This is a genomic window from Microvirga solisilvae, from assembly GCF_022808595.1.
Lineage (GTDB): Bacteria > Pseudomonadota > Alphaproteobacteria > Rhizobiales > Beijerinckiaceae > Microvirga > Microvirga solisilvae.
In genome coordinates this window covers 108,745-134,917 of the sequence record NZ_JAKUCN010000007.1, presented here as the reverse complement: position 1 = coordinate 134,917, position 26,173 = coordinate 108,745, and the positions used below count along the sequence as shown (strand labels likewise).

General features: G+C 59.3%; 23 protein-coding genes and 1 tRNA gene. 9 read left to right on the top strand and 15 right to left on the bottom strand.

The features are described 5' to 3' along the window. Positions 1–24: 24 nt before the first annotated feature. The 3 genes from MJ639_RS14630 (at position 25) to MJ639_RS14620 (ending at position 2,284) form a co-directional block, all read left to right on the top strand. Positions 25–429 carry a DUF805 domain-containing protein gene (locus MJ639_RS14630; protein WP_243374289.1) on the top strand — a complete coding sequence of 135 codons (405 nt, stop codon included), beginning with the start codon at positions 25–27 and terminating at the stop codon, positions 427–429. After that, the gene (dapE, locus tag MJ639_RS14625) at positions 426–1,592 is read left to right on the top strand and encodes a succinyl-diaminopimelate desuccinylase (RefSeq protein ID WP_243374287.1); all 1,167 of its coding nucleotides are present in this window, start codon (positions 426–428) and stop codon (positions 1,590–1,592) included. The genes MJ639_RS14630 and dapE overlap by 4 nt, the downstream gene beginning before the upstream one ends. A gap of 101 nt (positions 1,593–1,693) precedes the next feature. Next, positions 1,694–2,284 (top strand): hypothetical protein, encoded by a 591-nt coding sequence (locus MJ639_RS14620; protein ID WP_243374262.1) that lies wholly within the window; start codon positions 1,694–1,696, stop codon positions 2,282–2,284. Here the strand turns inward: MJ639_RS14620 and truA are convergent. The 4 genes from truA to def are packed head-to-tail and all read right to left on the bottom strand — an operon-like array spanning position 2,281 to position 4,980. Next, positions 2,281–3,024: a tRNA pseudouridine(38-40) synthase TruA gene (gene truA, locus MJ639_RS14615; RefSeq protein WP_243374260.1), complete on the bottom strand. Its 744-nt coding sequence runs from the start codon at positions 3,022–3,024 to the stop codon at positions 2,281–2,283. The genes MJ639_RS14620 and truA overlap by 4 nt on opposite strands. Before the next feature lie 3 nt (positions 3,025–3,027). Continuing rightward, entirely contained in the window at positions 3,028–3,522 is a 495-nt protein-coding gene (locus tag MJ639_RS14610; protein ID WP_243374258.1) for a GNAT family N-acetyltransferase, read from the bottom strand. Positions 3,523–3,532: 10 nt separating this feature from the next. Beyond that, positions 3,533–4,465, bottom strand: a complete 933-nt coding sequence (gene fmt, locus MJ639_RS14605) for a methionyl-tRNA formyltransferase (protein WP_243374254.1) — start codon at positions 4,463–4,465, stop codon at positions 3,533–3,535. Next, positions 4,462–4,980, bottom strand: coding sequence for a peptide deformylase (def, locus tag MJ639_RS14600; protein WP_243374252.1), 519 nt, complete (start codon positions 4,978–4,980; stop codon positions 4,462–4,464). Before def ends, fmt begins: the two co-directional genes overlap by 4 nt. An 84-nt stretch (positions 4,981–5,064) precedes the next feature. On the opposite strand from def, the gene MJ639_RS14595 reads away from it, so the two are divergent. Both MJ639_RS14595 and MJ639_RS14590 read left to right on the top strand, forming a co-directional pair. Beyond that, positions 5,065–6,252 carry a DNA recombination protein RmuC gene (locus MJ639_RS14595; protein WP_243374250.1) on the top strand — a complete coding sequence of 396 codons (1,188 nt, stop codon included), beginning with the start codon at positions 5,065–5,067 and terminating at the stop codon, positions 6,250–6,252. 108 nt (positions 6,253–6,360) lie between these two features. After that, entirely contained in the window at positions 6,361–6,864 is a 504-nt protein-coding gene (locus tag MJ639_RS14590; protein WP_243374247.1) for a YciE/YciF ferroxidase family protein, read from the top strand. Positions 6,865–6,932: 68 nt separating this feature from the next. Here the strand turns inward: MJ639_RS14590 and MJ639_RS14585 are convergent, their stop codons facing one another. From MJ639_RS14585 to rpmH, 9 genes are all read right to left on the bottom strand, one after another. Further along, positions 6,933–8,243, bottom strand: a complete 1,311-nt coding sequence (locus tag MJ639_RS14585; RefSeq protein WP_243374245.1) for a calcium-binding protein — start codon at positions 8,241–8,243, stop codon at positions 6,933–6,935. 133 nt (positions 8,244–8,376) lie between these two features. Beyond that, positions 8,377–9,120, bottom strand: a complete 744-nt coding sequence (locus MJ639_RS14580; RefSeq protein WP_243374243.1) for a pyrimidine 5'-nucleotidase — start codon at positions 9,118–9,120, stop codon at positions 8,377–8,379. Positions 9,121–9,202: 82 nt separating this feature from the next. Then, complete coding sequence (argB, locus tag MJ639_RS14575; RefSeq protein ID WP_243374241.1) at positions 9,203–10,105, bottom strand: acetylglutamate kinase; 903 nt, start codon at positions 10,103–10,105, stop codon at positions 9,203–9,205. Between the two features lie 77 nt (positions 10,106–10,182). Beyond that, a complete protein-coding gene (locus MJ639_RS14570) occupies positions 10,183–10,551 on the bottom strand; it encodes a DUF423 domain-containing protein (RefSeq protein WP_243374239.1) in 369 nt (122 codons plus the stop codon). Further along, a complete protein-coding gene (yihA, locus tag MJ639_RS14565) occupies positions 10,548–11,204 on the bottom strand; it encodes a ribosome biogenesis GTP-binding protein YihA/YsxC (protein WP_243374236.1) in 657 nt (218 codons plus the stop codon). Before yihA ends, MJ639_RS14570 begins: the two co-directional genes overlap by 4 nt. 74 nt (positions 11,205–11,278) lie before the next feature. Beyond that, positions 11,279–12,793: a CYTH and CHAD domain-containing protein gene (locus MJ639_RS14560; protein WP_243374226.1), complete on the bottom strand. Its 1,515-nt coding sequence runs from the start codon at positions 12,791–12,793 to the stop codon at positions 11,279–11,281. Between the two features lie 142 nt (positions 12,794–12,935). Continuing rightward, positions 12,936–14,786 carry a membrane protein insertase YidC gene (gene yidC / locus MJ639_RS14555; protein ID WP_243374224.1) on the bottom strand — a complete coding sequence of 617 codons (1,851 nt, stop codon included), beginning with the start codon at positions 14,784–14,786 and terminating at the stop codon, positions 12,936–12,938. Next, positions 14,779–15,228: a ribonuclease P protein component gene (gene rnpA, locus MJ639_RS14550; RefSeq protein ID WP_243374222.1), complete on the bottom strand. Its 450-nt coding sequence runs from the start codon at positions 15,226–15,228 to the stop codon at positions 14,779–14,781. Before rnpA ends, yidC begins: the two co-directional genes overlap by 8 nt. Positions 15,229–15,246: 18 nt before the next feature. Continuing rightward, a complete protein-coding gene (rpmH, locus tag MJ639_RS14545) occupies positions 15,247–15,381 on the bottom strand; it encodes a 50S ribosomal protein L34 (protein WP_027314822.1) in 135 nt (44 codons plus the stop codon). Between the two features lie 268 nt (positions 15,382–15,649). Between rpmH and MJ639_RS14540 the strand changes: the two genes are divergently transcribed. The 4 genes from MJ639_RS14540 to MJ639_RS14525 all read left to right on the top strand — a co-directional run bounded on the left by MJ639_RS14540 (position 15,650) and on the right by MJ639_RS14525 (position 18,784). Next, complete coding sequence (locus MJ639_RS14540; RefSeq protein WP_243374220.1) at positions 15,650–16,441, top strand: TVP38/TMEM64 family protein; 792 nt, start codon at positions 15,650–15,652, stop codon at positions 16,439–16,441. A gap of 159 nt (positions 16,442–16,600) precedes the next feature. Further along, positions 16,601–18,040, top strand: a complete 1,440-nt coding sequence (locus tag MJ639_RS14535) for a sensor histidine kinase (protein ID WP_243374218.1) — start codon at positions 16,601–16,603, stop codon at positions 18,038–18,040. 103 nt (positions 18,041–18,143) lie between these two features. Further along, positions 18,144–18,220 (top strand) — tRNA-Arg (locus MJ639_RS14530). A gap of 273 nt (positions 18,221–18,493) precedes the next feature. Next, positions 18,494–18,784, top strand: a complete 291-nt coding sequence (locus tag MJ639_RS14525) for a hypothetical protein (RefSeq protein ID WP_243374217.1) — start codon at positions 18,494–18,496, stop codon at positions 18,782–18,784. 27 nt (positions 18,785–18,811) lie between these two features. On the opposite strand, the gene MJ639_RS17885 is transcribed toward MJ639_RS14525, so the two are convergent. Both MJ639_RS17885 and MJ639_RS14510 read right to left on the bottom strand, forming a co-directional pair. After that, the gene (locus MJ639_RS17885) at positions 18,812–22,171 is read right to left on the bottom strand and encodes a PAS domain S-box protein (RefSeq protein WP_341482669.1); all 3,360 of its coding nucleotides are present in this window, start codon (positions 22,169–22,171) and stop codon (positions 18,812–18,814) included. Positions 22,172–22,406: 235 nt separating this feature from the next. Then, complete coding sequence (locus MJ639_RS14510; protein ID WP_243374214.1) at positions 22,407–25,391, bottom strand: bifunctional diguanylate cyclase/phosphodiesterase; 2,985 nt, start codon at positions 25,389–25,391, stop codon at positions 22,407–22,409. Between the last annotated feature and the right edge of the window lie 782 nt (positions 25,392–26,173).

Below are 26,173 nucleotides of genomic sequence, written 5' to 3'. Positions count from 1 at the left end.
ATCCTTATCTCGGGCGTGGCTGATATGCTGGCGATCTTCAAATTTCTTTTTAGCTTTCGCGGCCGCATCGGACGGCGTCAATTTCTCTATGGAATAGCGTTCTGGGCTGCTGTTCTGACCATCGGGTTTGCACTTTATCTCAAGACCTTCTGGATCAACCTCTCCCCTCTGACTCTCCTGATTCTGATCGCTGCCATGTCCTGCACGGCCCTTCAGGTGAAGCGTTTCCACGACCGCAATCGGACCGGCTGGCGCGTGACCGTTTTTTGCATCCTCTTTCTCACTAGTGCCATTTCTCCTATCGCCTTCGCGCCCTTGCTGCTGGTTTCTATCGAACACTTCGTCGAATTGCTGATTATGGCTGGCACAAAGGGGCCAAACCATTATGGTCCTGATCGGAAGCAATCATTCGAAACTGTGCCTGCATGACCAACTCGCTGCCCCTCGCTCTAGCCCAATCGCTTCTTCGCTGCCCTTCGGTGACGCCGGAGGAGGGTGGGGCGCTTTCCTTCATTGAAAGCGTGCTGAAGCAGGCGGGCTTCGAGGTGCATCGCCCGGTCTTCTCGGAACCCGGCACGCCGGATGTCGAGAACCTCTATGCGCGGTACGGCACAGGCAAGCCGTATCTGCTCTTCGCCGGTCACACGGATGTCGTGCCGCCGGGCGATGTCAGCCGCTGGCGCCACGATCCCTTCAGCGGTGAGATCGAAGCGGGCGAGCTCTATGGGCGCGGCGCGGTCGACATGAAGGGCGGCATTGCCTGCATGATGGCAGCGGCGCTCGAGTTCATTCGCGAGAATCCGGATTTTTCAGGCTCTATCGGTTTCCTTATCACGGGAGATGAGGAGGGACCTGCCATCAACGGCACGGTCAAGCTTCTTGAATGGGCGAAGGGGCGTGGCGAACGCTTCGATCATTGCATTCTTGGTGAACCGACCAATCCCAACCAGCTCGGCGACATGATCAAGATCGGCCGACGTGGCTCGCTCACCGGCAAGGTCGTGGTGGAAGGCAAGCAGGGACACGTGGCGTATCCGCATCTCGCCGACAATCCGATCCCCGGTATGCTGCGCCTGCTCGAAAGCCTCCTGCGCACCCCGCTCGATCACGGTACGGATCATTTCGATGCGTCGAATCTCGAGGTGACGACGGTAGATGTGGGCAATCCCGCTTCCAATGTGATCCCGGCCGAGGCGCGGGCTACCTTCAACATCCGCTTCAATGATCTCTGGACGCCCGAGAGCCTGGAGGCGGAGGTTGACCGTCGCCTGAGCGAGGCGGCTGGCAACAGCATTCGCTACACGCTCAAGATGGAGCCGACGAACGCGATTGCCTTCCTCACGCCGCCGAACAAGTTCGTTGGTTTCATCGCCGATGCTATCGAGGCAGAGACGGGGTTCAAGCCGAAGCTCTCGACTACGGGCGGCACATCGGATGCCCGCTTCATCGTGAAGGATTGCCCGGTGGTCGAGTTCGGCCTCGTTGGCCAGACCATGCATCAGATCGACGAGAGGGTTGCGGTCGAGGACCTGGATCGCTTGGCGTCGATCTATCGCAAAGTGTTGAACGCCTACTTCGTGCCGGCCTCCTAGGGAGAGGCGCGGCAATATTGGACTAAAGTCGGATTTGGGCCGGAACGTTTTACGAGTCCCGCCTGTTTCCCGTGAGCATTCCGTCAAGTGCGAGGCTGCTCATGATCGTCACGGCAGATGAGGTCAATCGCTCGTTCAAAGGAACACTTGACCTGCTTCACAGCAGGACTGAGGGATTGAAATCCTTCGATATGAGCGAGCGAGGTTTCTGGCGCTCCTTTGCCGCGATCTGGCTGACGCTTCCGGCTTACATCGTTTCGCTGGCCTTCGAACGACTGCGCTTGGGGATTCTGCTGCCGGACCGCTCACTGCTCGACAGCGTGTGGATCGATGTAGTGGTCGCTCTCGGCCATCTGGCGAGCTTCGTGGCGCTGCCGCTCGCCATGATCTGGATTGCCCGCCGCTTCGGTCTCGCAAAGGCCTATGTACCGTTCGTGATCGTGACGAACTGGATCACGGCCATGGGGCTACTTATTCTCTCGGTACCGGCGATGCTGCTGCTGATTGGCTGGGCGACACCCTCGCTCGCTAGCATCTTCAGCTTGGCCTTCGCCGTGATCATCGTGCGCATGCAATGGTTCGCCACCAAGGCGACGCTGGGCCTTTCAAGCTTGGCAGCTCTTGGCATCGTGCTGCTCGGAATCGTGCTCAATTCCTGCATCGGCGGAATCACCCGCACTCTAATCGGTTAGTCCGGGTAATCGACGCCGATCAGGTACAATCCATCCGGCGGCGCCATGGGGCCACAGCGTGAGCGCTCGCGCGCCTCAAGTGCCGCACGTACATCCGCCACCGACCAACGCCCGGCACCTGCGCGTTCAAGCGTGCCTGTCATCGAGCGCACCTGATGATGCAGGAACGAGCGGGCAGAGGCGTAGATGCGGATTTCGTCGCCGACACGCTCCACATCGAGCCGGTCGAGTGTACGGATCGGGCTGTTCGCTTGGCACTCGGCGGCACGGAAGGTAGTGAAGTCGTGCTTGCCGATCAGCATCTGCGCGGCCTCGTGCATCACAGCCGCATCCAACTGCCATGCTACATGCCAGACGCGCGAGGCGTCCAGCGTCGGTGGAGAGCGGCGATTGAGGATGCGATAGACGTAATGCCGCTTGATGGCGGAGATGCGCGCGTTGAATGTGTCCGGCATGAGCTGTGCCGAGAGAATGGCGACAGGTGCCGGCTTTAAATGCGCATTCGTGGCGTCGCGCACCGTATCGGGCCGCCAATCCTTCGCGAGATCCACATGCACCACTTGATGCGTGGCATGGACGCCGGAATCCGTGCGCCCGGCGCAATGGATGCGCACCGTCTCTCCGGCAAAGCGCGCGATGGCATCCTCCACCGCCTGCTGGACGGAGAGACCGTTCGTCTGGTGCTGCCAGCCTGTGAAGGGAGTGCCGTCGTATTCAACGACGAGCTTGTAGCGGGGCATGTCTCACGTCAATTCTGAGAAGGCTCGGGCGTAGGAGACCGGACCATGAGCCTCTTTTCCTTTTTCGGAAAGGGCGAGGGCTTGGAGATAAGGCCCGTCATAGGGCGTTTTCAATTGGCTTGCCAGTTGGGCTGTGAATCCGAAGCGGGCGTAATAGTTCGGGTCGCCGAGAACGACGGCCATGTCGTATCCGTCGGCTCTAAGCTTGTCGAGGCCACGCCGAACGAGGTCCGAGCCGATCCCTTGCTTCTGAAACGCAGGCGTAACCGCCAGAGGAGCCAGGGCGCTGCATCTGACTTGAGGGCTCTCGTGGAGTGTGAGGTGCGAGAAAGCGATATGGCCAGCGGGCGTGTCATCGTAAGCCATGAGAGAGAGAATGAGATCTCCATCCTCTTGCAGTTGCCGCACGAGTTCCGCTTCTGCCCGCTGCCCGAAGGCCGCTTCGTAGATGGCGTAGATTCCAGTCCAATCGACGGCTTCTTCGATACGGATGCTCATCGGCATGCTCTCAGGAAAAGCGGGCGCCCAGATCGATCCTCACGCCTCGCAGGAATTCATCAAAGGCGACGGGTCCCTTGCCGGCGCGCTGAACCTGGATCAAGCGCACGGATCCATCGCCGCAGGCTACCGTACCATCGGTGCCAAGCAGTATCCCTGCATCGCCGCCGCTTTTTCCCAAGGCGGCCTTGATCACCTTTACCCGCTCCTCGCCCTTGCCGAAATCGGCGGTGAAGAAGGCGCCGGGGAAGGGGGAGAGGCCACGGATGTGGTCGTGCACGGCCTGGGCGGGTTTCGCCCAATCGATGCGCGCATCCTCGTTCTTCAGCTTGTGGGCGTAAGTCACGCCTTCTTCCGGCTGCGGCGTGAAGCCCAAGCCGCCACGGGACAGGGCGGCGAGTGCGCGCACCATCAGGTCGGCGCCGAGAAACATGAGCTTGTCATGAAGTTCGCCGGCATTCATGTCGGAGGTGATCGCCACCTTCTCGACCATGGCGACGGGGCCCGTATCGAGGCCCTCTTCCATCTTCATGACGGCAGCAGCCGTTTCCTTGTCGCCTGCCATGATCGCGCGCTGGATCGGAGCAGCGCCGCGCCAGCGGGGAAGGAGGGAGGCGTGAAGGTTGAGGCAGCCGAGTTCCGGCGCTTCCAGGATCGCCTTGGGCAGGATCATGCCATAAGCCACCACGACGGCTACATCAGCATCAAAGCTGCGGAATTGCTCCACTGCTTCTTCGGTCCGCAGGGTCTTCGGGGTGAAGACCGGGATGCCAAACCGCTCCGCCATCTTGTGAACGGGCGAGGGTTTCAGCTCCATGCCGCGCCCAGCGGCGGCGGGCTCGCGGGTATAGACCGCGACGACCTCATGACCCTGGCCGACGATCTCCGCGAGCGTGGGCACCGCGAAATCGGGCGTGCCCATGAAGACGACGCGCAGGCTCATGCTCCGGCCTCGCGCTTGGCGGCCTTCTTGAACTTGGTCATCACCCGGTCCCGCTTGAGCTTGGAAAGATAGTCGATGAACAGCACGCCGTTCAGATGGTCGATCTCGTGCTGCACGCAGGTGGCCATCAACCCGTCCGCGTCCTGCTCGATCATCTCTCCGTTGATGTTCATGTAGCGGAAGCGCACCCGGTCCGGCCGCTCGACCTCCTCGTAATATTCGGGGATCGAGAGGCAGCCTTCCTCGTAGACCCGCTTCTCCTCCGAGGCCCAGATGATCTCCGGATTGATCAGCACCAAGGGCTGACGCTCGTCCTCGGATTTCGACACGTCCATGGTCACCATACGGATCGGCTCACCGATCTGGATCGCGGCCAGGCCTACGCCGGGGGCGTCGTACATGGTTTCCAGCATGTCGTCGGCCAGCTGGCGGATATCCTTCGTGATTTCCTTAATGGGCTCGGAAACCAGACGGAGCTTGGAGTCGGGGATGATAACGAGGGGTCTGATGGTCATGATCGCGGGAGATAAGGGCTTCCAGAAGGATGGTCAAATCGTTCGTGATATGTTCGGATGCTGCCGTCAACTGGAAGCTTGGCCATGAGCGATATCGTCCTCATTCTCGGCAATCATGCCCTTACCTGGGGCCATATCGTCACCGGCATGGCTGGGCTGGGCCTGCTGCTCCTTGTCCTCGTGACCATGCTCCTGCTTAAAACGCGCCGGGAGAAGGCTTTGGAGGCCGCGCTCGCCGAGGAGCGCGCCAGGGAGATGGACGACAAGATGGCCGAGTTCACCCGCATCCAGGCGGAGATGACCGGGCGCATGCAGACCATGGCCGAGGTCTTCGGTTCTCGCCAGAGCGATTTCGTGCGCATGATCTCCGAGCGGATCGATGGGCTCCAGCATCGGGTCGGGCAGGGGCTTGAGGCCTCGACGCGCCATCAGAGCGAAAACCTGTCGAAGCTCAATGAGCGGCTCGCCGTCATTGACGCCGCGCAGCAGAACCTCAGCAATCTCACCGGTGAGCTCGTCGGGCTGAAGGACATTCTCGCCAACAAGCAGAGCCGGGGCGCCTATGGCCAGGGCCGCATGGAGGCGATCATCCGTGATGGGCTGCCTCCGAGCGCCTTCGAATTCCAGGCGACGCTTTCCAACCGTACACGGCCCGATTGCCTCGTGCGTCTGCCCGGCGATACGCGCGGCCTCGTGATCGATGCCAAGTTCCCATTGGAGGGGTTTACCTCGTTCCGTGAAGCGAAGGGCGAGGAGGCCCGCACCCGCGCAGCGAGCAGGGTGCGCAGCGACATGCTGGTGCATGTGAAGGACATCGCGGAGAAATATCTCATTCCTGGTGAGACACAGGATATCGCCATACTCTTCGTGCCGGCAGAGTCGATCTATGCGGATCTCGCCGAACATTTCGATGACGTAGTGCAGAAGGCGCATCGGGCGCGGATTGTCATCGTTTCACCCTCGCTTCTTACATTGGCGATTCAGGTTCTTCAGGCGCTCGTACGCGATGCCCGCATTCGGGAGGAGGCCCGCGTGATCCAGGTCGAGGTGCAAAAACTCCTCGAGGATGTCACACGGCTCGATAGCCGCGTGGCCAAGCTCGATGCGCATTTCCGTCAGGCGCAGGATGATGTTGCTCAGATCCGCGTCTCGACAGAGAAAATCGTCAAGCGCGGCGAGCGGATCGAAAGTCTCGAATTCGAGGATGGCGATGCTGATGCGCGCGCCGAGATGCTGCGGCTGCAAGGGCGGGATCTTCGGGTCGTCGAATAGGCTCGGAACCGCTTCTCCTTCACGACGTTCTTCCCAGGCTAGCCGACGCTTAAGCGAATTTTGGCGCTCGCCTTTGGACGATATCAAACATCGGGAAGGATTTAGGCTATGGGCCTCCTGTCGAAAGACATCAAATCTCTGGACGATCTTTTTGTTCACACTCTGCAGGACATCTATTACGCCGAGCAGCAGATCACGAAGGCGCTGCCGCAGATGATCGAGAAGGCTTCCGATCCTCAGCTGAAGCAAGCCTTCCAGACGCATCTGGGCGAGACCCAGCAGCAGATTCAGATGGTCGAGCAGGTCTTCCGTATGCACGGCCACGATCCGAAGGGCGTGACCTGCCCGGCCATCGACGGCATTATCGATGAAGCGCAGGACATTGCCGGCGATATTGCCGATCCGCAGGTTCTCGATGCCGCGCTGCTTGCTGCCGCACAGGCCGTCGAGCATTACGAAATCACCCGCTACGGCACGCTGGTCGCTTGGGCCAAGCAGCTCGGTCGCGAGGATTGCGCCGGCGTGCTGCACCAGATTCTCGATCAGGAAAAAGCCACTGATCAGAAGCTGAACCGCATTGCCGAGAGCAAGATCAACACGAAGGCTGCTTAAAGAGTAGGCGTCCTAAAAAGAAACGGCGGCCTCTCGGCCGCCGTTTCCGTTCTTGCCCCCAGTCTCTATCAAACGAGGAAGAAGTCCTTGTTCGTCAGGGACAGATGTGCGCCAACGGTCGCAAAATGAATTGCTGCGCCTTTGCCGGATCCATCCGCATCGTAATAAAGCTTACCGGTCGCGCGATTGTAGAGAATGTGATCATTCCCATCGAGCGCCTTCGTGCCGATGCGGAATTCGCTTGCCGACAAGGTGCCCATCTTCTTGATGGTCTTGAAGACGCCATGCGCGAGGGAGATGCTGTCGTCTCTCACGCTGAAGTCGCGAATGCTGTCCACATTCAGCTTTTTGTCGAGCTTCGTATTGAAGGCGAACGTATCCTTGCCTCTGCCGCCCATCAGCACATCGTTGCCGAGACCGCCGGCGATCTTGTCGTTGCCGATCGTCCCTTTGATGGTTTCCTTCTTGGTGCCGCCCTGGAACGTGAACTTCCCGCTCGAGCCCGTGACGGAGACGCTTCCGCCCGTATTGCCGATGGCTGCGCCGACGAGGACAACGCTCTCGATGTTCTTGAGCCGGGTGACATCGTAGTTCGCGACCGAAACCACAGCGGTATCGTTGCCGCTGCCGATGCTTTCCACTGCCCAATCATTGAGATTGTCGATGATGTAACGGTCGTTCCCCGCACCGCCCTGCATCGTATCGGCACCACCAGCACCGTTCAGGGTGTCATGGCCCATGCCGCCGATGATCAAGTTGGCGAAGGCATTGCCGGTCAACGCCAAGCCGGTCTGAACACTTTCCGCCGCGCGCAGGACTTCGATGCCGGCATTCGGACCCAGTGCATAATTGGCTGTGGTGACAATCGTGTCGAAGCCGCCGTCAGCGGTTTCAACAGCCTTGTCACCGCTGTTGTCGACGATATAGACATCGTCCCCCGAGCCACCAATCATCACATCCGCGCCAACGCCGCCATTGAGCGTATCATGGCCGTTGCTGCCGACGATCAGATTATCGAGGCCGTTGCCGACCAGCACGAGTGAGTCGCTGCCTTCGGCAGCGATCAGTGCTTCAATGCCGTTGTTGGGCCCAATATTGTAGTTCACGGATGCGATGACGGTGTCATAACCTTCGTCCGCCTGCTCGACGACCTTGTCGGAGGAATTGTCGACAATGTAAGTGTCGTCACCGATACCGCCGCTCAGCACATCAGCGCCGCTGCCGCCGTCGAGCGTATCGTCGCCATTGCTGCCGGAAATGATGTTGGCAAGTGCGTTGCCGATCACCTTCAGGGGAGTGTCGTCCTGATTGGCGGGAGTGAAAACTTCTTCGCCTTCTTCAAGAAGATAGGCATTCAAATCAGCATTATAGATAGCCATTGGGGCCTCTGCCTAATAATCGATATGAGATAACGTATCACAAATATGACTCTAAGCAATTGCAAAGAATATTTGCATAAATAAGCTTGACAGTAAGAAGTACGACTAGAGAACTTGTTGCCTGCTGCGCCTTTCAGGCAGGTTTCGCGCTAGGCCTTGCTAGGACTTTATGCAGGAAATCCGCTAGGTCGTTCGTGATGTAATCAATCTCGGGTGTCTTCACCGCTTCCTGCTCGAAGCTTTCGCGGAACGGATCGAATGTCTTCGGCACGATGAGGGTAGTCGTCATGCCGAGTTCGTGCGGAACGGTAAGGTTTTTGGCGATATCCTCGAACATGGCTGCACGCGACGGATCGACCCCATGCCTATCGAGGAACACTTCGTAAGCGCGCCGCTCGGGTTTGGGGACGAAGTTGGAGGACGCAATGTCAAAGACGTCCTCGAAATGATCGAGAATACCGATCTTCCTTGCAACATTCTCGGCGTGTTTGCGTGAGCCGTTGGTCAGAATGAGCTTGCGGCCCGGCAGCTTCTCGATCGCCTGTCCAAGGCTGGCGTTCAGCTCGATATCCGTGTGGTCGATGTCATGCGCGAAATCGAGAAAATCGGTCGGATCGATATCGTATTGATCGATCAGTGCTCGCAGGGTCGTACCATACTTGTGATAGAAAAATTTCTGCAGGGCTTTGGATGATATTCCATCTAAGCCGAACAGGTTCGCAACATACAGGGTGATGCGTTCGTCAATCTGCGGCCAGACCCGCGAGGTATGCGGATAGAGCGTATTGTCGAGATCGAAGACCCAGGTGTCCACGTGCGAGAAGACTCGGGAATCCGGGGCGGAAAGATGGTTTTCGACAGGCGGCTTGGCGTTCATGAAACCCTAGAGACGACAATGGGGCCGTGTGGCCCCACTGACTTCAATATAGTCGTTGTTCCGGCAGCCGGGAAGGGGCTGCTCAACCCCGCCGTATCAGAGTGCCGGCGCCGTGATCCGTGAACAGTTCCAGAAGCACCGCGTGAGGCACCTTGCCGTCGAGGATGACCACGGCCTCCACGCCCCGTTCCAGGGCGTAGATGCAGGTTTCGATCTTCGGGATCATGCCGTCGGTGATGGTGCCGTCGGCGATGAGGCGGCGGCAATCCTCGATGGTCATCTCGGGGATCAGGTTCTTGTTCTTGTCCAGGACGCCGGGAACGTCGGTCAGCAGCAGGAGGCGCTTGGCCGTCATGGCGCCGGCAATGGCGCCGGCGAAGGTATCCGCATTGACGTTGTAGGTCTGGCCGTCCTGGCCGATGGCGACGGGGGCAAGAACCGGGATCAGCTCGGCGCTGAGAACCTGGTCCAGAACCTCGCGGTTCACCTTTTCCGGCTCACCGACGAAGCCGAGATCCACCACCTTCTCGATGTTGGAATCCGGGTCCACGGCAGTCCGGGTCGCCTTGCGGGCCACCACCATGTTGCCGTCCTTGCCGGATAGGCCCACGGCCTTGCCGCCCTCGGTGCCGATCCAGCCCACGATCTGCTTGTTGATGGAACCCGCGAGCACCATCTCCACGACCTCGACCGTAGCCTGGTCCGTCACCCGCAGACCGCCCTTGAACTCGGACTTGATGCCGAGCTTTTCCAGCATCTTGCCGATCTGCGGCCCGCCGCCATGAACGACGATGGGCTTGATGCCCGATTGTTCGAGCAACACCACGTCCTCGGCAAAGTCCTCGGCTGCCGCACGGTCACCCATGGCATGGCCGCCATACTTGATCACCACGACCTGCTGGTCATAGCGCTGCATGTGCGGCAGGGCCTGAACGAGCACCTCGGCCTGCACATGGACGTCGGGGAGCTGTTTGGGGTCGGTCATAGGCGGCTCCAGCGGGTGGAAGAAGAACGAAACGGCCTGCGTTCTAGCTGAACAGGGGCCTCATGCAAACAAGGACTTCAGCCCCGCAGGCGAAGAAGGGCCGACACACCCACCAGAACCCAGCCGAGCATCAGGAGGATACCTCCCATAGGTGCTGCTCTGGGAAAGAGCGCAACGCCGGCAAAAGCACGCCTGGAGAGGTCGCCGCAGAACAGGGCAAGGCCCAGTACCAGCACATAACCTGCCACCTGCGCCAAAGTCGGATGAACTGCGCCTGCCGTGATCAGGGCCGCGAGCGCCAGCAGGCTCGGGGCGTGGAACAGCAGGAACTGCGCCGCCGTGGTGAGGTTGCCGCCGGTGATATGGGCGGCAGCCGCGGAGAGGCCGACGCCCAGGGCGCCGGAGAGCCCCGCCAGGGCAATCAGCAGGCGGGTCGCCAGATTCACAGGGCGCCCCGCTCGCTGAGAAGCCGCGCGATCTCGGCGCGCAGTTCGGGGATGCCCAGGCTCGAGCGGCTCGATGTATGCAGGATCACCGGGAAAGCTGCGGCGCGTTTTGCGATCTTCTGCTGCGTATCGGCGATCCGTTTCTCCAACTCGCCCGGCTTCAGCTCGTCGGCCTTCGTCAGGACGATCTGGTAGGAAACGGCTGCGGTTCCCAATGTTTCGAGAACAGCCTCGTCCACCGGCTTGATGCCATGGCGCGCATCGATCAGCACATAGACGCGGGCAAGGCTCGCGCGGCCGCGCAGGTAATCGTGGATCAGCTGCGTCCAGGATTCCACCTTCTGCTTGTCCACCGCCGCATAGCCGTAGCCGGGCATGTCCACCAAGTGAAACCGGTCGTTGATGTTGAAGAAGTTGAGCTGCTGCGTACGGCCCGGCGTATGCGAGGTGCGCGCGAGCGTATTGCGCCCGGTGAGGGCGTTCACGAGGCTCGACTTGCCCACGTTGGAGCGCCCCGCGAAGGCGATTTCCACCTTGCTCATGGGGGGCAGGTTCTTCAGGGAGTTCGAAGCCCAGATGAAATCGGCCTCGCCCGCAAAGAGCTTGCGGCCAATCTCGATGAAGGGGTCTGTGTCAGGTGCCATGTCGGTCATGGCATCCCTTATCGGCGCTTGGAGGACAATCTTCAAGCCGTGGAGCGAAGCCGTCCCATGCCGTGACGGGGATCTCAGACCCAGAAGGGGTCCGATTTGCGTAAGGTCCGGGCTGACGCTTCGGCCTGGGACAGCAGCTTCTTCTTGCGGCGTCTGGCCCGCTCCGGGTCCGATTGGGCCAAGGCCGGCAGGATGCTGGAGCCGACGACGATATCGTTCAGCTCGCCTAAAATGTCCTGAAGGCGCTTGAAGGTCGTCAGCCAGGAGCGGTCAGGCTTCTTCGAAAGGTCCAAGAAAAGCCCTTCAAGGAACTCGGAAATGTAGCGCAGCTTCTTGATGCGCAGGCGAAGAGCATGCCTATCCTCGGCCTCCAATATGGCGACCTGCTTCAGGCGCTTGCGAATGGGTTTCCAGCGTCGTGCAAGCTCTCCCGGTGCATAATCCCTGATCAGACGTTCACGCATCTGCGAGACGCCGCGCTTGTCGCGCGTCCGCCAACGACCCGCTTCGATCCAGGCAGCGGTTCGCAGTATGGTGCGCATGAAGCGTGGGGATGAAAGCGTGTTGAGCAGCGTGTCATAGGCTTTGGCGCGCTTCTTCTCGGCTCTCCGCAACTCTGCGGCATGGGCTCCTACATCGGCAGGCTTGTGCACACTGCCGATCAGCACATCGAGATCACGCGCGGGGCCGAGTTGCCTGCCTGCCCATCGAAGACGATCCTTCACATTCCGGCTCTCCCGATCCAGCAACATCGGTTTGAAGAGGGAAGTGGCGGCCTGGAGACGGCGGAAGCCGATGCGCAGCTGATGCAGGGCTTCCGCATCCTTCGTTCGGCGAAACAGGGCCTCGTTCCTGACGATCTGGCTGAGGCAGGAGCGGGCGATGATCGCGAAAGCCTCGGCACATGATGTACTGGACGGCAAGTCGATCGCCTCTGCCGTGACGGGCCGTGCGGTCATGTCATCGATCAGATCGTATCCACGGTCCGACTTCGTGAACGGTGACAGTCGAAGGGGAATGGTTTCGGCAAGCTCGCAGGCGACAGCGAACAGGTGAGAAGGATCGCCTTTCTTCAGTTCGAGCTCCACCTCGCAGAAGGAGTGATGACGGGACGCCGCTGAAATTTTTGCCTGATCGAGCGCGATCTCGATCACAGCTTCGTCACGAACGATCAGGAAGGCTCGCCTGTCGGTTTCGATGGTGAAGACGGGAGCGATTCTTTCACGCGTTCCATCCTCCGTGAGAATGGGAGCAAGAGGCGTGCCTGTCGCTGCTGCGAGATCGATGCCGTTTTCGACCGGGCGCTCCCATTCTCCGCGATCGAGGGCGAGCCCGCGCGGGCCGCTTTCCGCTTTGATGGTCTGGATCAGACGCGCATTCTTGCGGCGAATGCGCAGCGTCAAACCTGCCCGCCGCAGGATATGATCGGGCGTGTCGAAATACGTGGCATGAAGGTTTCCGCTCTCCTCCGGCAATGGTCGCGCCAGAGCAAGCAAGGGATGCGCGAGCAACGCATCGGCATGGCCGGAGGCTATCTCGAGCTTCAGCTCGATTTCGCGCGGGTGCGGGTATCGTAGAAGTGTGTCCATGCGCCAGAGCTGCAAAAGTTTTCACTTCCGCATGTAGGGCATGGGCCGAAGGGCGCAACGGAAATCCGAGAAGCGAAGCGCGATGCCCAAAAGAAAATCCCCGGGACTTGCCCGGGGATGATCATGTCGGAAGGTTGCAACCTCAGCTCTGGGTCGCGCTCTTGCGCGCGAACGTCTTGCGCAGATTGTCCCACAGTTCGATCTTCACACCGTTGCGCTTCATGATGAAGGCCTGCTGCGAGACCGAGAGAAGGTTGTTCCAGGCCCAGTAGATCACGAGGCCGGCGGGGAACGAGCCGAGCATGAAGGTGAAGATCACCGGCATCCAGGCGAAGACCTGCTTCTGAACCGGGTCCGGCGGCTCCGGATTCATCTTCATCTGCAGCCACATGGTGATGCCCATGAGGATCGGCCATACGCCGAGCATGAGGAAATGGCCGACCACCGGCACTGCGCCCGGATTGTAGGGCAGGAGACCGAAGAGGTTGAAGATGGTTGTCGGATCGGGAGCCGCGAGATCGCGAATCCAGCCGAAGAACGGCGCATGGCGCATTTCGATGGTGACGAAGAGCACCTTGTAGAGCGCGAAGAACACCGGGATCTGGATCAGCACCGGCCAGCAGCCCGCAACCGGATTGATCTTCTCCTTGCGGTAAAGCTCCATCAGCGCCTGCTGCTGCTTCATCTTGTCGTCGGCATAGCGCTCGCGGATCGAGGCCATTTCCGGCTGCACCGCTTTCATCTTCGCCATGGAGGCATAGGACTTGTTAGCGAGCGGGAAGAAGAGGATCTTCAGGATCACGGTCACGAGCAGGATCGCGATGCCGAAATTGCCGAACAGGTGATAGAAGAAGTCCAGCACCTTAAAGAGCGGCTTGGTGATGAAGTAGAACCAGCCCCAATCGATCATGAGATCGAAGTTCTTGATGCCGAGAGAGGCTTGATACGCATCGACGGTCGCCGTTTCCTTCGCGCCGGCGAAGAAGCGCTGCGTGGATTCCACCGTGTTGCCCGGCTGGATCGTCTGCGCCGCGCCCTGCATGAACGCGTTATAGGTGCGGCCCGCCTGGCTCTGCTGCGAGGTGAAGGCGCCCTGATAGGTAATTGCCTGATCGGGAATGACGGTGGCAGCCCAGTACTTGTCCGTGATGCCGAGGAAGCCGCCCTGCAGGCCGTCCCAAGCCTTCTGCGAGACATTGGTGCCAGCGACCGGCGTTTCCTTGTCGAGGCTGTCGTACTTGACCTCCTGCAGACCATTGTCGCCCATGACGCCGATCATGCCTTCGTGGAGAACGTAATAGCCCAGCGTCACCGGTTTGCCGTGACGGGACACGAGACCATAAGGCTGCAGGGCCACAGCGGCGGAGCCGCGATTCTCGACCGTGCTCTTGACCGTGAACATGAACTTGTCGTCGACGGAGATCGTGCGGCGGAAGACGAGGCCCTGGCCGTTATCCCAGGAGAGGGTTACGGGGGTCGAGGGGGTCAGACGATCGCGGTCGGCGGTCCATTCGGTCGCGGCGTTGGGCAGGGGGCCCGCCTGAGCGCCGAGCCAGCCGAATTCCGCATAATAGGGGTTCTGCGTGCCTTCCGGAGACAGGAGCACGATATTTGCGCTCTTGGGATCCACCGTCTCGCGGTAGTTTTTCAGCGCCACGTCGTCGATGCGGCCGCCGCGCAGGTTGATCGAGCCTGCGATGGCAGGCGTATCGATGGCGACGCGCTTCGTGGCGGCGAGGGCCGCCTCACGAGGCAGGATCGCGGGCGCAACCGGCGTGGCCGGCACCGTTCCAGGAACCGTAGGAGCGGCTCCGCCAGCCTGGCTCGGGCTTGCAGGCTGGTTGGGTGCGTTGGGATTCACCTGCGTGGATTGCTGCTGCGCCGCTTGGCGCTGCTTTTCAGCCTGGGGAGCGGCAAAGAAATATTGCCAGCCCAGCAGGACCGCCAGCGACATGGCGATGGCGAGGATCAGATTTCTGTTGTCTTCACGCATGGGAATGTCCGCGACGCTCGCCTTTGAGGGGAGGTGAGGAGGGGAGGGGTCGATCCGAGAGGTGGGCGCTTTTCGGCTTGGTTACAACCCGCAGAGCACGTCGGAGATCGTCGATGAGCACGTTGTAATCCGCCGTCAAGATCTCGCGTCGTCCGATGATGACGACGTCCGCATCGATGGTTGCGAAGTCCAGCCCTGCCGTGGGAACGGCGGTCCGGAGTCGACGCTTGATCCGGTTGCGCTCGGTGGCGTGCCCGACACGCTTCGTGACGGTCAGGCCGACCCGAAGGCCGGTGCCTAAGGTGCCTGTGTCGGAAGGATCGCGCAGGCGTGCCTGCACTGTCATCCGCTCCGTATGAAAGCGGCGGCCGGAGGCCGCCGCGACGAAGTCAGGTCTTTTCGTCAGACGCCCGATGGTCAAATCTGCGCGAGGCTCGCGCATCGGGGGTCCTAAGGCTGCTTACGCCGAAAGGCGCTTGCGGCCATGGGCGCGGCGAGCAGCAATGACCTTACGGCCGCCCTTGGTCGCCATGCGCGCACGGAAGCCGTGGCGGCGCTTGCGAACCAGCTTGCTCGGTTGATACGTCCTCTTCACGGCACATCTCCGGTCGATAGGGGCAGCGGTGCTCGAAGGCTCGCGCCCGTCTGGTTAGAAGGGGTTGCCCCCGAAACTGTCTCGAAAAAACGATCAGCGCCCACGAAGAGCGCTGTCAGCTTGCGCGGCTTATGACGGAATGGAGGGGCAAAGTCAACGCCACTCTGGCCTTTATGCGGCAAAGAGGCTGCTCAAGATTTATGCCGGAGCCGGCCGGTAGGCCCGGGCGACCAAGGCTCTATATAGGCATTCATGAGCCGGAGGAAGCGTGGAAGACCAAGACGACAGGCCTGAGGACGGGTCCAAGGGGCTTAAATTCTGGCAATATTTACCCCTTTTGGTCCTGCTGGCTGCCATGGGAATGGTTTTCGCAACCGGCCTCCACAGGTCCCTGAGGTTTGATGCCTTCATCCAGTATCAGGCTCAGCTTCGGGCGATGGCGACCGGAAACCTTCCGGCCATGCTTGGCCTTTACGTGTTCGTCTACGTTGCCGCCGTCACGCTTTCCCTGCCTGCCTCCGCCTTTCTGAGCGCCATCGGCGGCTACCTTTTCGGCTGGCTTATCGGAGGAGCGGCAGCATCCCTGTCGGCCACTCTGGGGGCGACGAGCCTTTTCCTCATTGCCCGCACCTCTCTGGGGAAACCTCTTCTGAAGCGGGCGGGGCGCAGGCTCCAGGCCTTGGCGGCGGGCTTCCGCATGCAGGCGTTCTCCTACCTTCTTTCCCTGCGCCTGATGCCGGTCATCCCTTTCTGGCTGACCAATCTGGCCGCCGCCTTCTTTGGCATGCCGCTGAAAAGCTATGTGCTGGCGACCTGGCTGGGCATGCTGCCCGCCTGTTTCGCCTTTGCCTTCGCAGGTTCCGGGCTCGACAGGGTCGTGGCGGAGCACGAAAGAGCCCGCCAGCAATGCCAGGCCGTCGGGAGGGCCGATTGTGCCGTCGACTTTTCCGTGGAAAGCCTTCTGACGTCCGAACTGCTGATCGCCCTCTCGGTCTTGGGAATCCTGGCCCTGGCGCCCATTCTCCTCCGATACTGGCGCACAAGGGGCAGCCATGACTGATGGATTGGATGTTTCCGATCTTGCCGGCTTGGTCTATCCCTACCTCACTTTCTCCGAGGCGACGCAGAGCGCGAGGGTGGAGTTTCTGAAGTCCGGGCTTCAGAATTCTGGGATGCGGCGAGCGGTCGGTCCGTCTCACCGCTTGAGGTTAAGGCGGGCATGAACGTCGAACTGCCGCAGACATTGACGGGGCGGATCCTGAGCCAATTCGGGCTCTCCGCGCGCCTTCTGCTGTTGACGATCCTGTTCGTGATGATCGCGGAAGTGCTGATCTATGTGCCTTCCATCGCCAATTTCCGCCAAACTTGGCTGAACGACCGCATCGCCGCGGCTCAGATCGCCGCCATGGTGCTCGATGCCGCGCCCGAGGAAAGCCTGCCCGAGGAGCTCGAACTGCGTCTTCTCCAGGGCGTGGGTGCCCAGGCCATCGCCCTGCAGGGCGCTGGGCGGCGCAGCCTTCTGGCGGCAGGCGATGTTCCACCTGAAGTGGGAAAAACCGTCGATCTGCGCGACGCGAGCTGGGCCATTCTCGTTGCCGATGCCTTCGATGCCCTTTTCAATCCCCAGGACAAGCCGATTCGGGTGATCGGCCACGGCATGGGTGTCGATTTCGTTGAACTCATCATCGACCAGCATCCCCTGCGCGCGGCCATGCTTGTTTTCTCGCGCAACATTCTGCTGCTTTCGCTCTTCATCTCGGTCATCACGGCGAGCCTCGTTTACCTGACCCTGCAATGGGTGATCGTGCGGCCGGTGCGGCGTCTCACCGGCAATATCGCGGAATTCTCCGGCAATCCGGAGGATGCTTCCCGCGTCATCCAGCCGACGGACCGGATCGACGAGATCGGACTGGCCGAGCAGGCCCTGGCGCGGATGGAAACCACTCTCGCGGACGAGCTTCGCCAGAAGAGACGGCTCGCCCAGCTGGGCCTTGCGGTCAGCAAGATCAATCATGAGCTGCGCAACATGCTCACCACGGCCCAGCTTCTGACGGACCGCCTGGAGCGGGTGAACGACGACACGGCGCAGCGTGTGGCGCCGCGTCTCGTGGCCACCCTCGACCGGGCCATCGCCTTCTGCGAAACGACGCTCGCCTATGGCCGCGCGACGGAGCCGCTGCCGCAGCGTCGACTGATTCCCCTCGCTCCCCTGATCGAGGACCTGTCGAATCTGACAGATCTTGCCCCCGAGGTCGGCATCGCCTTCAAGTCCCACGTCCCCGAAGGGCTGATGATCGATGCGGACAAGGACCAACTCTCGCGCGTGCTCGTGAATCTCGTGCGTAATGCGGTGCAGGCCTTGAGCCAGGCCGGCTCTCCCCATGGGCAGCCCTGCATCGACGTCACGGCGCGGCGTGAGGGAAACAGCGTTACCATTCTGATTGAGGACAATGGCCCCGGAATCCCTGAGCGAGTGCGGGCCGATATGTTCACGCCTTTCCAAAGCTCGGCTCGCAAAGGCGGTACGGGTTTGGGACTGACGATCGTGGCGGAGCTGGTCCAGCTCCATGGCGGCACGATCAGCCTGGACGATACGGACGGGCATACCTGTTTCCGGATTACGATCCCCGATCGGACCGTGCTTGCGGAGGCAAAATGAAGCTTGTGTAAAATCTCGCCAGAGGAGGCTTGCCAAGCGCGTCAGAACCCTTTAAGTCACCCGCCTCGGCTGATGTTGCTTCCCGCAACGACCTGCCGACCAAGCGCCCGTAGCTCAGCTGGATAGAGCACCAGACTACGAATCTGGGGGTCAGAGGTTCGAATCCTTTCGGGCGCGCCATTACTTCTCTCAGCCTTTGGGCTTGGTAGAGACACCTTTCCAAAAATCCGTGCACTCAAAGTTACATCCCGTTTTGGGATGCTTTTGCTGCGATCTGCTTTTTCGATGCGGCCTGTTTTTGGGTAGCGATCTTCGAATCGCTCAGGCCCACTCCAGGCAAGACACGTTCACCCGCTGCGCCTCACCAGCCTCACGCAAGGCCTCGCCGCTATTCAGGGCATGACGCAAGCAATGATTGCTTGCAATCCGTCCTATCAGCGAGAGGGATGTGCAATGACTGCCCATTGTCCCGTGAAGATTGATCCCGCCGTCGGCGACAAGGATTTCTATGAGCGTTTCATCGGGCTCCGATTGAAGCTCAAGACGCTCGGGGCGGAGATCATCTCCGTGCATCACGCCAATCACCGGGTGGATGTCGATTGGCTGCCTCAGGGCTCGAACAGAGACGATGAACCTATTCGTTCAACGCTCTTTCGTTTTCTACCCGTGAATGAGTCCGGCAAGACAAGCGAGTTCATATTTGCGTCAGGCGGAACAGGCGGCGCGATGAGCATGGCGATCTAGGCTTATCCCTGTAGGCAGTCCGTAATCTCAGCGAAACGCGTCCAGGAAGGAAATTTCGTTGGGATCGACATGCTTGAGGGTGAAGTGGAACGTGGTTCCCTCACCGGGCGTCGAGTCGGCCCAGATCTTCCCGCCGTGAGATTCGACGATCGTCCTGCAGATCGACAAACCCACACCCATGCCGCTTTTCTTGGTGGTGTTGAATGGTGTGAAGAGTTTGCGCAGAACTTCCGGCGCAATGCCAGATCCGGTATCTTTGATGCTGACCTGGACCATTGGGCCATCCTGCACGATTCTGGCGCTGATTGTCAGAGAACGCTGCTGTATTCCGTGCATGGCTTCCACGGCATTGCGCAGAAGATTGATGAGGACCTGCTGAATTTGGACCCGGTTGACGATGACCTGCGGGCTTGTCGACGGGAAATCGAATTCGACCTGTACGCCCTTTTCCTTCGCGCCGACGAGGCCTAGCGCGCTAGCCTCCTCCACGAGGCGCTGAAGATCCTCGATCCGGTGTTCCGTTTCTCCACGGGCGACGAATTCTCTCAGTTGGCGGATAACTTCGCCGGCGCGCAGGGCTTCCTCCGCCGCTTCATCAACGGCGAGTTTGAGAGTTGCGACTTCGTCTCCCTGCATGCGGTCAAGGATCAGGCGGCATCCCTTGAGATAGCTGGCGATAGCCGTGAGAGGCTGATTGATCTCGTGCGCCAGGGTCGAGCCCATTTCTCCCATTGCCGTGAGACGCGACATGTAGGCCAGCTCTGACTGAAGCTCCTGCATGCGCATCTCGGTATATTGGCGCTCGGTCAAGTCGCGAATGAAGGCGGTGAAGTATCGCTCGCCTTCCCAATCCATCTCGCCGACCTGCACTTCCATGGGAAAGGTCGAGCCGTCCTTGCGCTGCGCCATGGCCACGCGGCCATTGCCGATGATGCGACGCTCGCCCGTGCGGAGATAGCGGTTCATATAGCCGTCATGCTGCTCGCGATAGGGCAGGGGCATGAGGAACTTCACATTGGTGCCTATCACCTCTTCCGGCAGATAGCCGAAGACGTGTTCGGCCGTCGCGCTGAAAGATTTGATGATGCCTTTCGCATCGGAGACGATCATCGCATCGGGAACGGTTTCGAGAATGGAGCGCAGGTGAGCCTCGCTTCGGCTGGAACGCTCTTCACTCGCCCGAAGCGCAATTTCTGCGATCTTTCGGGCTGTGATGTCCTGCGCAGTGCCGATCTTGCGGATCGGCGTGCCGTCCTGGTTCAGGACGGTTCTGCCGACGGCCATGATCCAGCGCTCCTCGCCGGTATCCGCCCTGAAGATGCGGAAAGTATCGCTGTAGGTGAGAGGTCCTTCATGTGGCTGCGCAAAGAATGCGCTCGCCACCCGATCGCGATCTTCCGCGTGGACCAACTGGAGAGCGGTGTCTCTGTTGACCGAGGCGCTCGGCTTGAGACCGAAGATTTCATAAGTTTCCGGCGTCCACTGGCGATGGCCCGTGACGATGTTGTGGTCCCAGATTCCAAGACCCGTGGTCTCAATGGCGAGGCGAAGGCGCTCTTCGCTGTCGCGCAACTTGTCCTCGGCGGCGCGGCGATCATGAATATCCGAAATGGTGCCGGCCCATTCCTGGACCTCTCCCGCATCGTTCAGGAGCGGAACGGCTCTGCAGAAGACCCAGCGGTATTCGCCGTCCAGATTTTGGATCCGGTGCACGATCTTCGCCGGTTCTCTCGTGACGACGGCTTCCTGCCAGGCCAAGTCTGCATGCTCCCGGTCTTCCGGGTGCACAATGTCGAGCCACCCTAAAGGAGCGCCGGTAACGGGATCCTGGCCGCAGAATTCACGCCAGCCCCATCCTTCGAGATAGGTGCCGTCGGCGGCAGCGCGCCAGCCAATCGCGGTGCTGGTCTCGATCAGGGCGCGATGTCTCTGCTCACTCATCCGCAGATGTTCGGCGGCAGCCTTGCGCTCATGAATATCCGTGAGCGAGCCGATCCATTCCAGCACCGTGCCCTGTGAATCGGCCAATGGGATTCCTGTTGCGAGCATCCACCGATACTCTCCATTCGGCATCAGCACACGATATTCCGCCGTTCCGAATTTCTCTGATCGAAAGAGATTGAGCCAGGTTTCGGCGACACGGCCGCGATCATCCGGATGCACGGCAGAGAGCCAGCCGTGGCCTCGTATCTCATCCGCACTTTGTCCGGTGAACTCCTTCCAGCCCCAACTCTCGATCACGTCGCCATTGCTGTTTGCTCGCCAGACAAGGGCCGTGCTGGCCTCGACAAGAGACCGGTAGCGTTCCTGGTTGCGGCGAAGACTTTGCTCGGTTTTCTGGAAATCCGTGATGTCACGGGCAATGCAAAGCAGAGCTTCAGGTCCGTTGTCGTGACCCAGAATGGGTGAGATGGAAACATCCCACCATTTAGGCTCTCCTTCCATTGCCGGACCCAGAGCCTGGAAATGTCCCGACTTGCCGGAGAGTGCGCCTTCCAAGGCTTTAAGCGCCTTATCCTGATAAGAATTGGCCCAGATCTTAAGCCACGAGCTCCCCTCGATATCGGCAGCTCCATTGAGCCTCATCGCCTGCCGACCGCTGTCGTTCATGAATTGGATACGGCCTTCCAAGTCGATCACCATGACGGAGCCGTCAAAGCTCGCGAGAAGCCTTTCCGCGAATTCCGCATTGGTCGAATAGACGGATCGCGTCTGGCTCAAAGCATCGATATCGGTGCTCGTGCCGATCCATCGCTCCACTCTGCCTTGGCTGTCGCGAACGGGATGGACGCGAGATGTGACCCGACGATAGTCGCCGGAATGATGACGCAGACGATATTCAACCTCATATAGCTCGCCGGGCTGGGCTTGATCGCCATCGGCAGCTTCGATGCCGCTCTGATCGACTGTCGGTGACGACATGCGGCTTCTGCTCAACTCCCGCAACTTGATCTCGCGCGTGATAGAACGGGCGAGCGCCAGGAGGCCATTCTCTTGCTTTTGCGTGAGTGGCGTTGAACGAGGATTGCTGTCGAAGACGCAGAGCGATCCGATGGATACGCCATCTTCTGTAATGATGGGAGCCGCCGCATAAAAACGCAGATGCGGTTTGCCTGTGACGAGAGGATTGGACCGGAATGCAGGATGTTGCGCGAGGTCAGCGATGCTGACAACGCCTCTGTCGCTGCTGTTATCGGCGCCAATGGATTCATGAATGGCGATCTCCTGAGGGAGATCGCCGATCCTTGCCTTGAACCACTGGCGTTCTTTGTCTAGGAAAGACACGCCAGCCATGGTGCAGCCGCACAGATCCGCCGCAAGCTGTGCAATATCGTCAAAGGCCTCTTCCGGTGGCGTGTCGAGCAGATCCAGTTGGCGCAGCGCCATGATCCGCAGCGCTCGCTCTGTTGAGGCAAGGACGTTATCGATTGCGTTGAAAGTCATGGATGGCAAGCTGGGGCAAATGTCGAGTGGCGACGTCAGAATGGCGGCCTCGAACATCAAAAGAAATAGCAAACTTCAAAAGAACTTATAATTTCAAGCGATACTGACCTGTCGGTTGCAACTGAATTCCATAGATAGATCACGTTACAACATTTGTTTGAGATTGAAGAGCTTGCCTTCAGCAGGCACGTTGCAGTGGTCCCGTCTTGGTGGGGCGCCGTTCGGCTTTCCTTCGCCACTTTGCAAGAAAGTGCGGAATATCGCAGGCGGGAATAGGCCTCGCATAGAAAAAGCCTTGCACGTGATCGCAGCCTAGCTTGCGAAGGCGCTCGGCTTGTCCCAAGGTTTCCACTCCTTCAGCGGTTACCTGGAGCTTTAGGCTTTTGCCAAGTCCGATAACTGCGGCGATAATCGCTTCGTCGTCCGGATCGTTCTCGAGATTTTGCACGAAGCTCCGGTCGATCTTGATATGATTGACCGGAAATTGCTTCAGATGTGTCAGCGAGGCATACCCGGTTCCGAAGTCATCAAGGGCAATGTGAATATCGTGCTGCCGGAATTGCTCGAGCAACTTTGAGACGTTGTCGGAATTCCTGCCGAGAAGAACCGTCTCGGTAACCTCCACTTCAAGGAATTTGGGAGAAACCTTGATCCAATCGAGGGTCCGCAGCATGTTGTCGACCATGCCGGGTTGAATGAACTCGGCTGGGGAGAGGTTCAGCGCGACCCTGCCGATCGGAAGATCGTCGTCGAGCCATTGCCGGAGATCCGTGGCGACACGCGACATCAGCAATTTGCCGATCTCAGAGGCAAGCTCGTAATCCTCGAAGGCCGCGCCGAATGTTGCCGGCGTCAGAATGCCTCTGCGCGGGTGGTGCCAACGGGCGAGGGCCTCGAAGCCGACAACCTGACCGGTGTCGAGCGAAATCTTCGGCTGATAGAAGGGGACGATCTCGTGATTGAAGATCGCATCGCGCAGGCTTCTGCCCAAGGAAACACGCTGCTCCGTAAGGTGGCGCATCGTGGACGAATATGTGACGACCTGGTGCCGTCCTTGCGCCTTTGCCTGATAGAGTGCGATATCCGCGTCCTTCATCAGCTCTGCGGGTTCGTCGTCATGGTCGGGATAGGCTGCGACACCGATGCTGACCCGCGAAACCAGCGTACGCTTCTGATAGGTGAATGGCTGGCGGAGCGTTTCGAGGATCAAGGATCCCAGGCGCGTCGAATTTTCCAGCTTCAAGGGCTCCACGACGAGAATGGCAAATTCATCGCCGCCGAGCCGGGCAACCGTATCGCAATCTCGCACCATGGATGAAAGGCGCGAGGCTGTTTCCTTCAGAAGGGCGTCGCCCGCATCATGGCCAAGGGTGTCATTGATGTCCTTGAACTCGTCGAGATCGACCAGAAGAAGGCTGACACTTGTGCCGTTCTGCTTGGCATTGGCAAGCGCTGCGTCAAGGCGCCGTTGGAACAGGCTGCGATTGGGAAGGCCTGTCAGGGGATCATGATTGGCCGAGTGCCAGATTTCCTCTTCTGCGTCCTTCTGGTCCGTGATGTCGAAGGTCACGCCGACTATCCTGTCGGGGCCTGCTTTTTCCGCACGCACTCTGAACCAGCGCAGTTGTCCGTTGGGTAAAAGAATACGGCACTCGACGGAATCTGCGCCATAGATCTCAATACGCTCGAGGAAGTGCTTGACCTTCGGCTCATCGAGAGGATGCACATTTTCGAAGAGTTCTACCTCGGTCCCGGGGTTAATTCCGAGCAATGAGAGCGAGTTTTCAGAGCGCTTGGTCTCTTTGGTCCTTGGGTTGTATTCCCAAGCCACCATGTGGGCAGCTCTGAGAGCAAGCTGGAGGCGTTCTTCGCTGTTCCGGAGCGCATCTTCGGATTGCTTGCGCTCGTGAATGTCCATGGCGATGCCGAACCATTGCTCGATATCACCGTTTTCATCCTTCAATGGCTGGCCGCGAACGATGAACCAGCGATAGGAATCATCACATGCTCGCCGGATCGGGATCTCGACCTCGAAAGAGCTTTCTCTGGAGAAGGCATCATCCAGGAGGACGAGGGATTGATCTCGGCGGATCGGATGGACAATGGATTCCCAACGGCGACTGCTCCGCTCGTCACGCTCCAGGCCGGTATAGTCGTACCAATACTCGTTGCAGTAGCTGAAGGTGCCCTTCCTGTCGCTGAACCACACGGCCTGAGGCGACAAAAACGAGAGGGGCATGACGTCCACGAGGGTGCGGAACCTACTTTCGCTCTGGCGCAGATTTTCCTGCGCCTTGTGGATGTCCGTGATATCGCGCGAAACGCAGAGAAGGCTCTGTGGCACGCCATCATCGTTCATGATGGGAGTGATGACGATGTCCCACCATTTCGAGATACCGGTGGCAGTCGGGCAGGAACCCGCATAGCGCCCTATGCCGTCGGTCTTTGCGGCTTCAATGGCTTGAAGGGCGCTGCTCCGCTCCGCGATTGCGAAGAGATCTGTCCAGCATTGTCCTTGCACTGAGCCGATGTTCTCAAACCCGATGGACTTCAGCCCGTTCTCGTTCATGTAGAGAAGGCGCAATTCTAGATCCAAAACAGCAATGCAGTCGCCTGAACTCGAAAGAAGGCGCTGCTTGAGCCGATGGCTTTCGGCTAGAGTTTTCTCGGAGAGCCTGAGCTGCAACTGGCTGAGAACGGCTTGCGCCAGTCCGGTGAGGGCCAGCGCCTGCTCCTCTGAAAGGCCCCGGCGGCGGGCCTTGTAGTCAAGTACGCACAACGTGCCCAACGGCAGGCCGTCCTTCGTCGTTAACGGGATGCCCGCATAGAACGAGATGGGCTGGTCAGCATTGACGAGGGGATGGTCCTTGAAGCGTTTGTGCTTCTTCAGATCGGGAATGACCAATAGTTTGTTGTCGCCAATCGTATGGGTGCAGATCGACAATGTGCGCGGTATTTCGCATGTCTGGATGCCGTGAGCAGCCTTAAGCCACTGTCTGTCTTCATCGATGAAGCTGATCAATCCAATAGGCGCCTTGCACATATGGGCAGCCATGGACGCAATCGCGTCGAAAAAGCTCTCTGGTGCGGTGTCAAGAATGGGGAAACTTCGAAGCGCGACCAACCGGTCGGCTTCCTGCCAACTTGGATTGGGATCATTCATGGAGCTCTTCGACATGCAAAAACGCCCGACTACGAGAAATAGATGCTCAGAAGTGTCGGGCTCATCCGATCCAACAGGATGGCGTCATGCCTCGAGCCGAAGAGCTCGCCCTGTTGTTAGATTGGATCCGGGCTCAAACCGGTAAAATGGCAGGGCATCATGCGAAGCCTTCCGTGGAAGGTTTGCCATAGTGCTTTAATGACCAAGCGCCATGAGGCGAAAAAATTTCGTCACTCCCGAAATGGTATGTGCCGCTCCAGATAGAGTCAAGAATGCGTAAAGCTTGTCTCTTTCCTACAGCGTTAACGATGTTTTTGACATATCGCTTTCTCATGAGCTGAGACCCTCTCACGACGTGCGCATCGGTACCAAGAGAGTCCCAAGCAAGATTCCTGAGTTAAGACTGCTTTAGGCAGCTGTTGCAGAAATGCCTCTCTCCTGTCCCGAACATGGCTGGAGGACGTCGAAGAGGTGATGCCAAGCCCTCGGATTCGTCGGATTCGGAAGTCTTCGATAAGCTGAATTACGTAAAGTAAGATTTCGCATAATACTGAGTAATTTAATAAAGTTTCGCTCAATCTGTGCGCCCATTGAAATGTTGCGGCTTCTGTGATCCAGCGAAAAGAACTGATTCTGATCAGTGAGTTAGCATTGCCTTTCGGGCTGAACCCGAATTCTCGCAAGGGCTACAGCCGAATTTGCGAAAGAGTTAACGCCCATTAACCAATCGATGGACTTCCCCTGCTGTCACTACGTATTGCCCCTCCAAATGAGGGGGAATA

Coding starts and splice junctions, on each gene's coding strand:
- MJ639_RS14595 (WP_243374250.1), top strand. CDS start 5,065: ATGAGCGATATCGTCCTCATTCTCGGCAATCATGCCCTTACCTGGGGC.
- MJ639_RS14630 (WP_243374289.1), top strand. CDS start 25: ATGCTGGCGATCTTCAAATTTCTTTTTAGCTTTCGCGGCCGCATCGGA.
- rnpA (WP_243374222.1), bottom strand. CDS start 15,228: ATGCGCGAGCCTCGCGCAGATTTGACCATCGGGCGTCTGACGAAAAGA.
- yihA (WP_243374236.1), bottom strand. CDS start 11,204: ATGACCGACATGGCACCTGACACAGACCCCTTCATCGAGATTGGCCGC.
- fmt (WP_243374254.1), bottom strand. CDS start 4,465: ATGAGCCTGCGCGTCGTCTTCATGGGCACGCCCGATTTCGCGGTGCCC.
- MJ639_RS14590 (WP_243374247.1), top strand. CDS start 6,361: ATGGGCCTCCTGTCGAAAGACATCAAATCTCTGGACGATCTTTTTGTT.
- MJ639_RS14610 (WP_243374258.1), bottom strand. CDS start 3,522: ATGAGCATCCGTATCGAAGAAGCCGTCGATTGGACTGGAATCTACGCC.
- yidC (WP_243374224.1), bottom strand. CDS start 14,786: ATGCGTGAAGACAACAGAAATCTGATCCTCGCCATCGCCATGTCGCTG.
- MJ639_RS14585 (WP_243374245.1), bottom strand. CDS start 8,243: ATGGCTATCTATAATGCTGATTTGAATGCCTATCTTCTTGAAGAAGGC.
- MJ639_RS14560 (WP_243374226.1), bottom strand. CDS start 12,793: ATGGACACACTTCTACGATACCCGCACCCGCGCGAAATCGAGCTGAAG.
- MJ639_RS14620 (WP_243374262.1), top strand. CDS start 1,694: ATGATCGTCACGGCAGATGAGGTCAATCGCTCGTTCAAAGGAACACTT.
- truA (WP_243374260.1), bottom strand. CDS start 3,024: ATGCCCCGCTACAAGCTCGTCGTTGAATACGACGGCACTCCCTTCACA.
- MJ639_RS17885 (WP_341482669.1), bottom strand. CDS start 22,171: ATGGCGCTGCGCCAACTGGATCTGCTCGACACGCCACCGGAAGAGGCC.
- MJ639_RS14510 (WP_243374214.1), bottom strand. CDS start 25,391: ATGAATGATCCCAATCCAAGTTGGCAGGAAGCCGACCGGTTGGTCGCG.
- def (WP_243374252.1), bottom strand. CDS start 4,980: ATGACCATCAGACCCCTCGTTATCATCCCCGACTCCAAGCTCCGTCTG.
- MJ639_RS14525 (WP_243374217.1), top strand. CDS start 18,494: ATGACTGCCCATTGTCCCGTGAAGATTGATCCCGCCGTCGGCGACAAG.
- dapE (WP_243374287.1), top strand. CDS start 426: ATGACCAACTCGCTGCCCCTCGCTCTAGCCCAATCGCTTCTTCGCTGC.
- MJ639_RS14580 (WP_243374243.1), bottom strand. CDS start 9,120: ATGAACGCCAAGCCGCCTGTCGAAAACCATCTTTCCGCCCCGGATTCC.
- MJ639_RS14535 (WP_243374218.1), top strand. CDS start 16,601: ATGAACGTCGAACTGCCGCAGACATTGACGGGGCGGATCCTGAGCCAA.
- argB (WP_243374241.1), bottom strand. CDS start 10,105: ATGACCGACCCCAAACAGCTCCCCGACGTCCATGTGCAGGCCGAGGTG.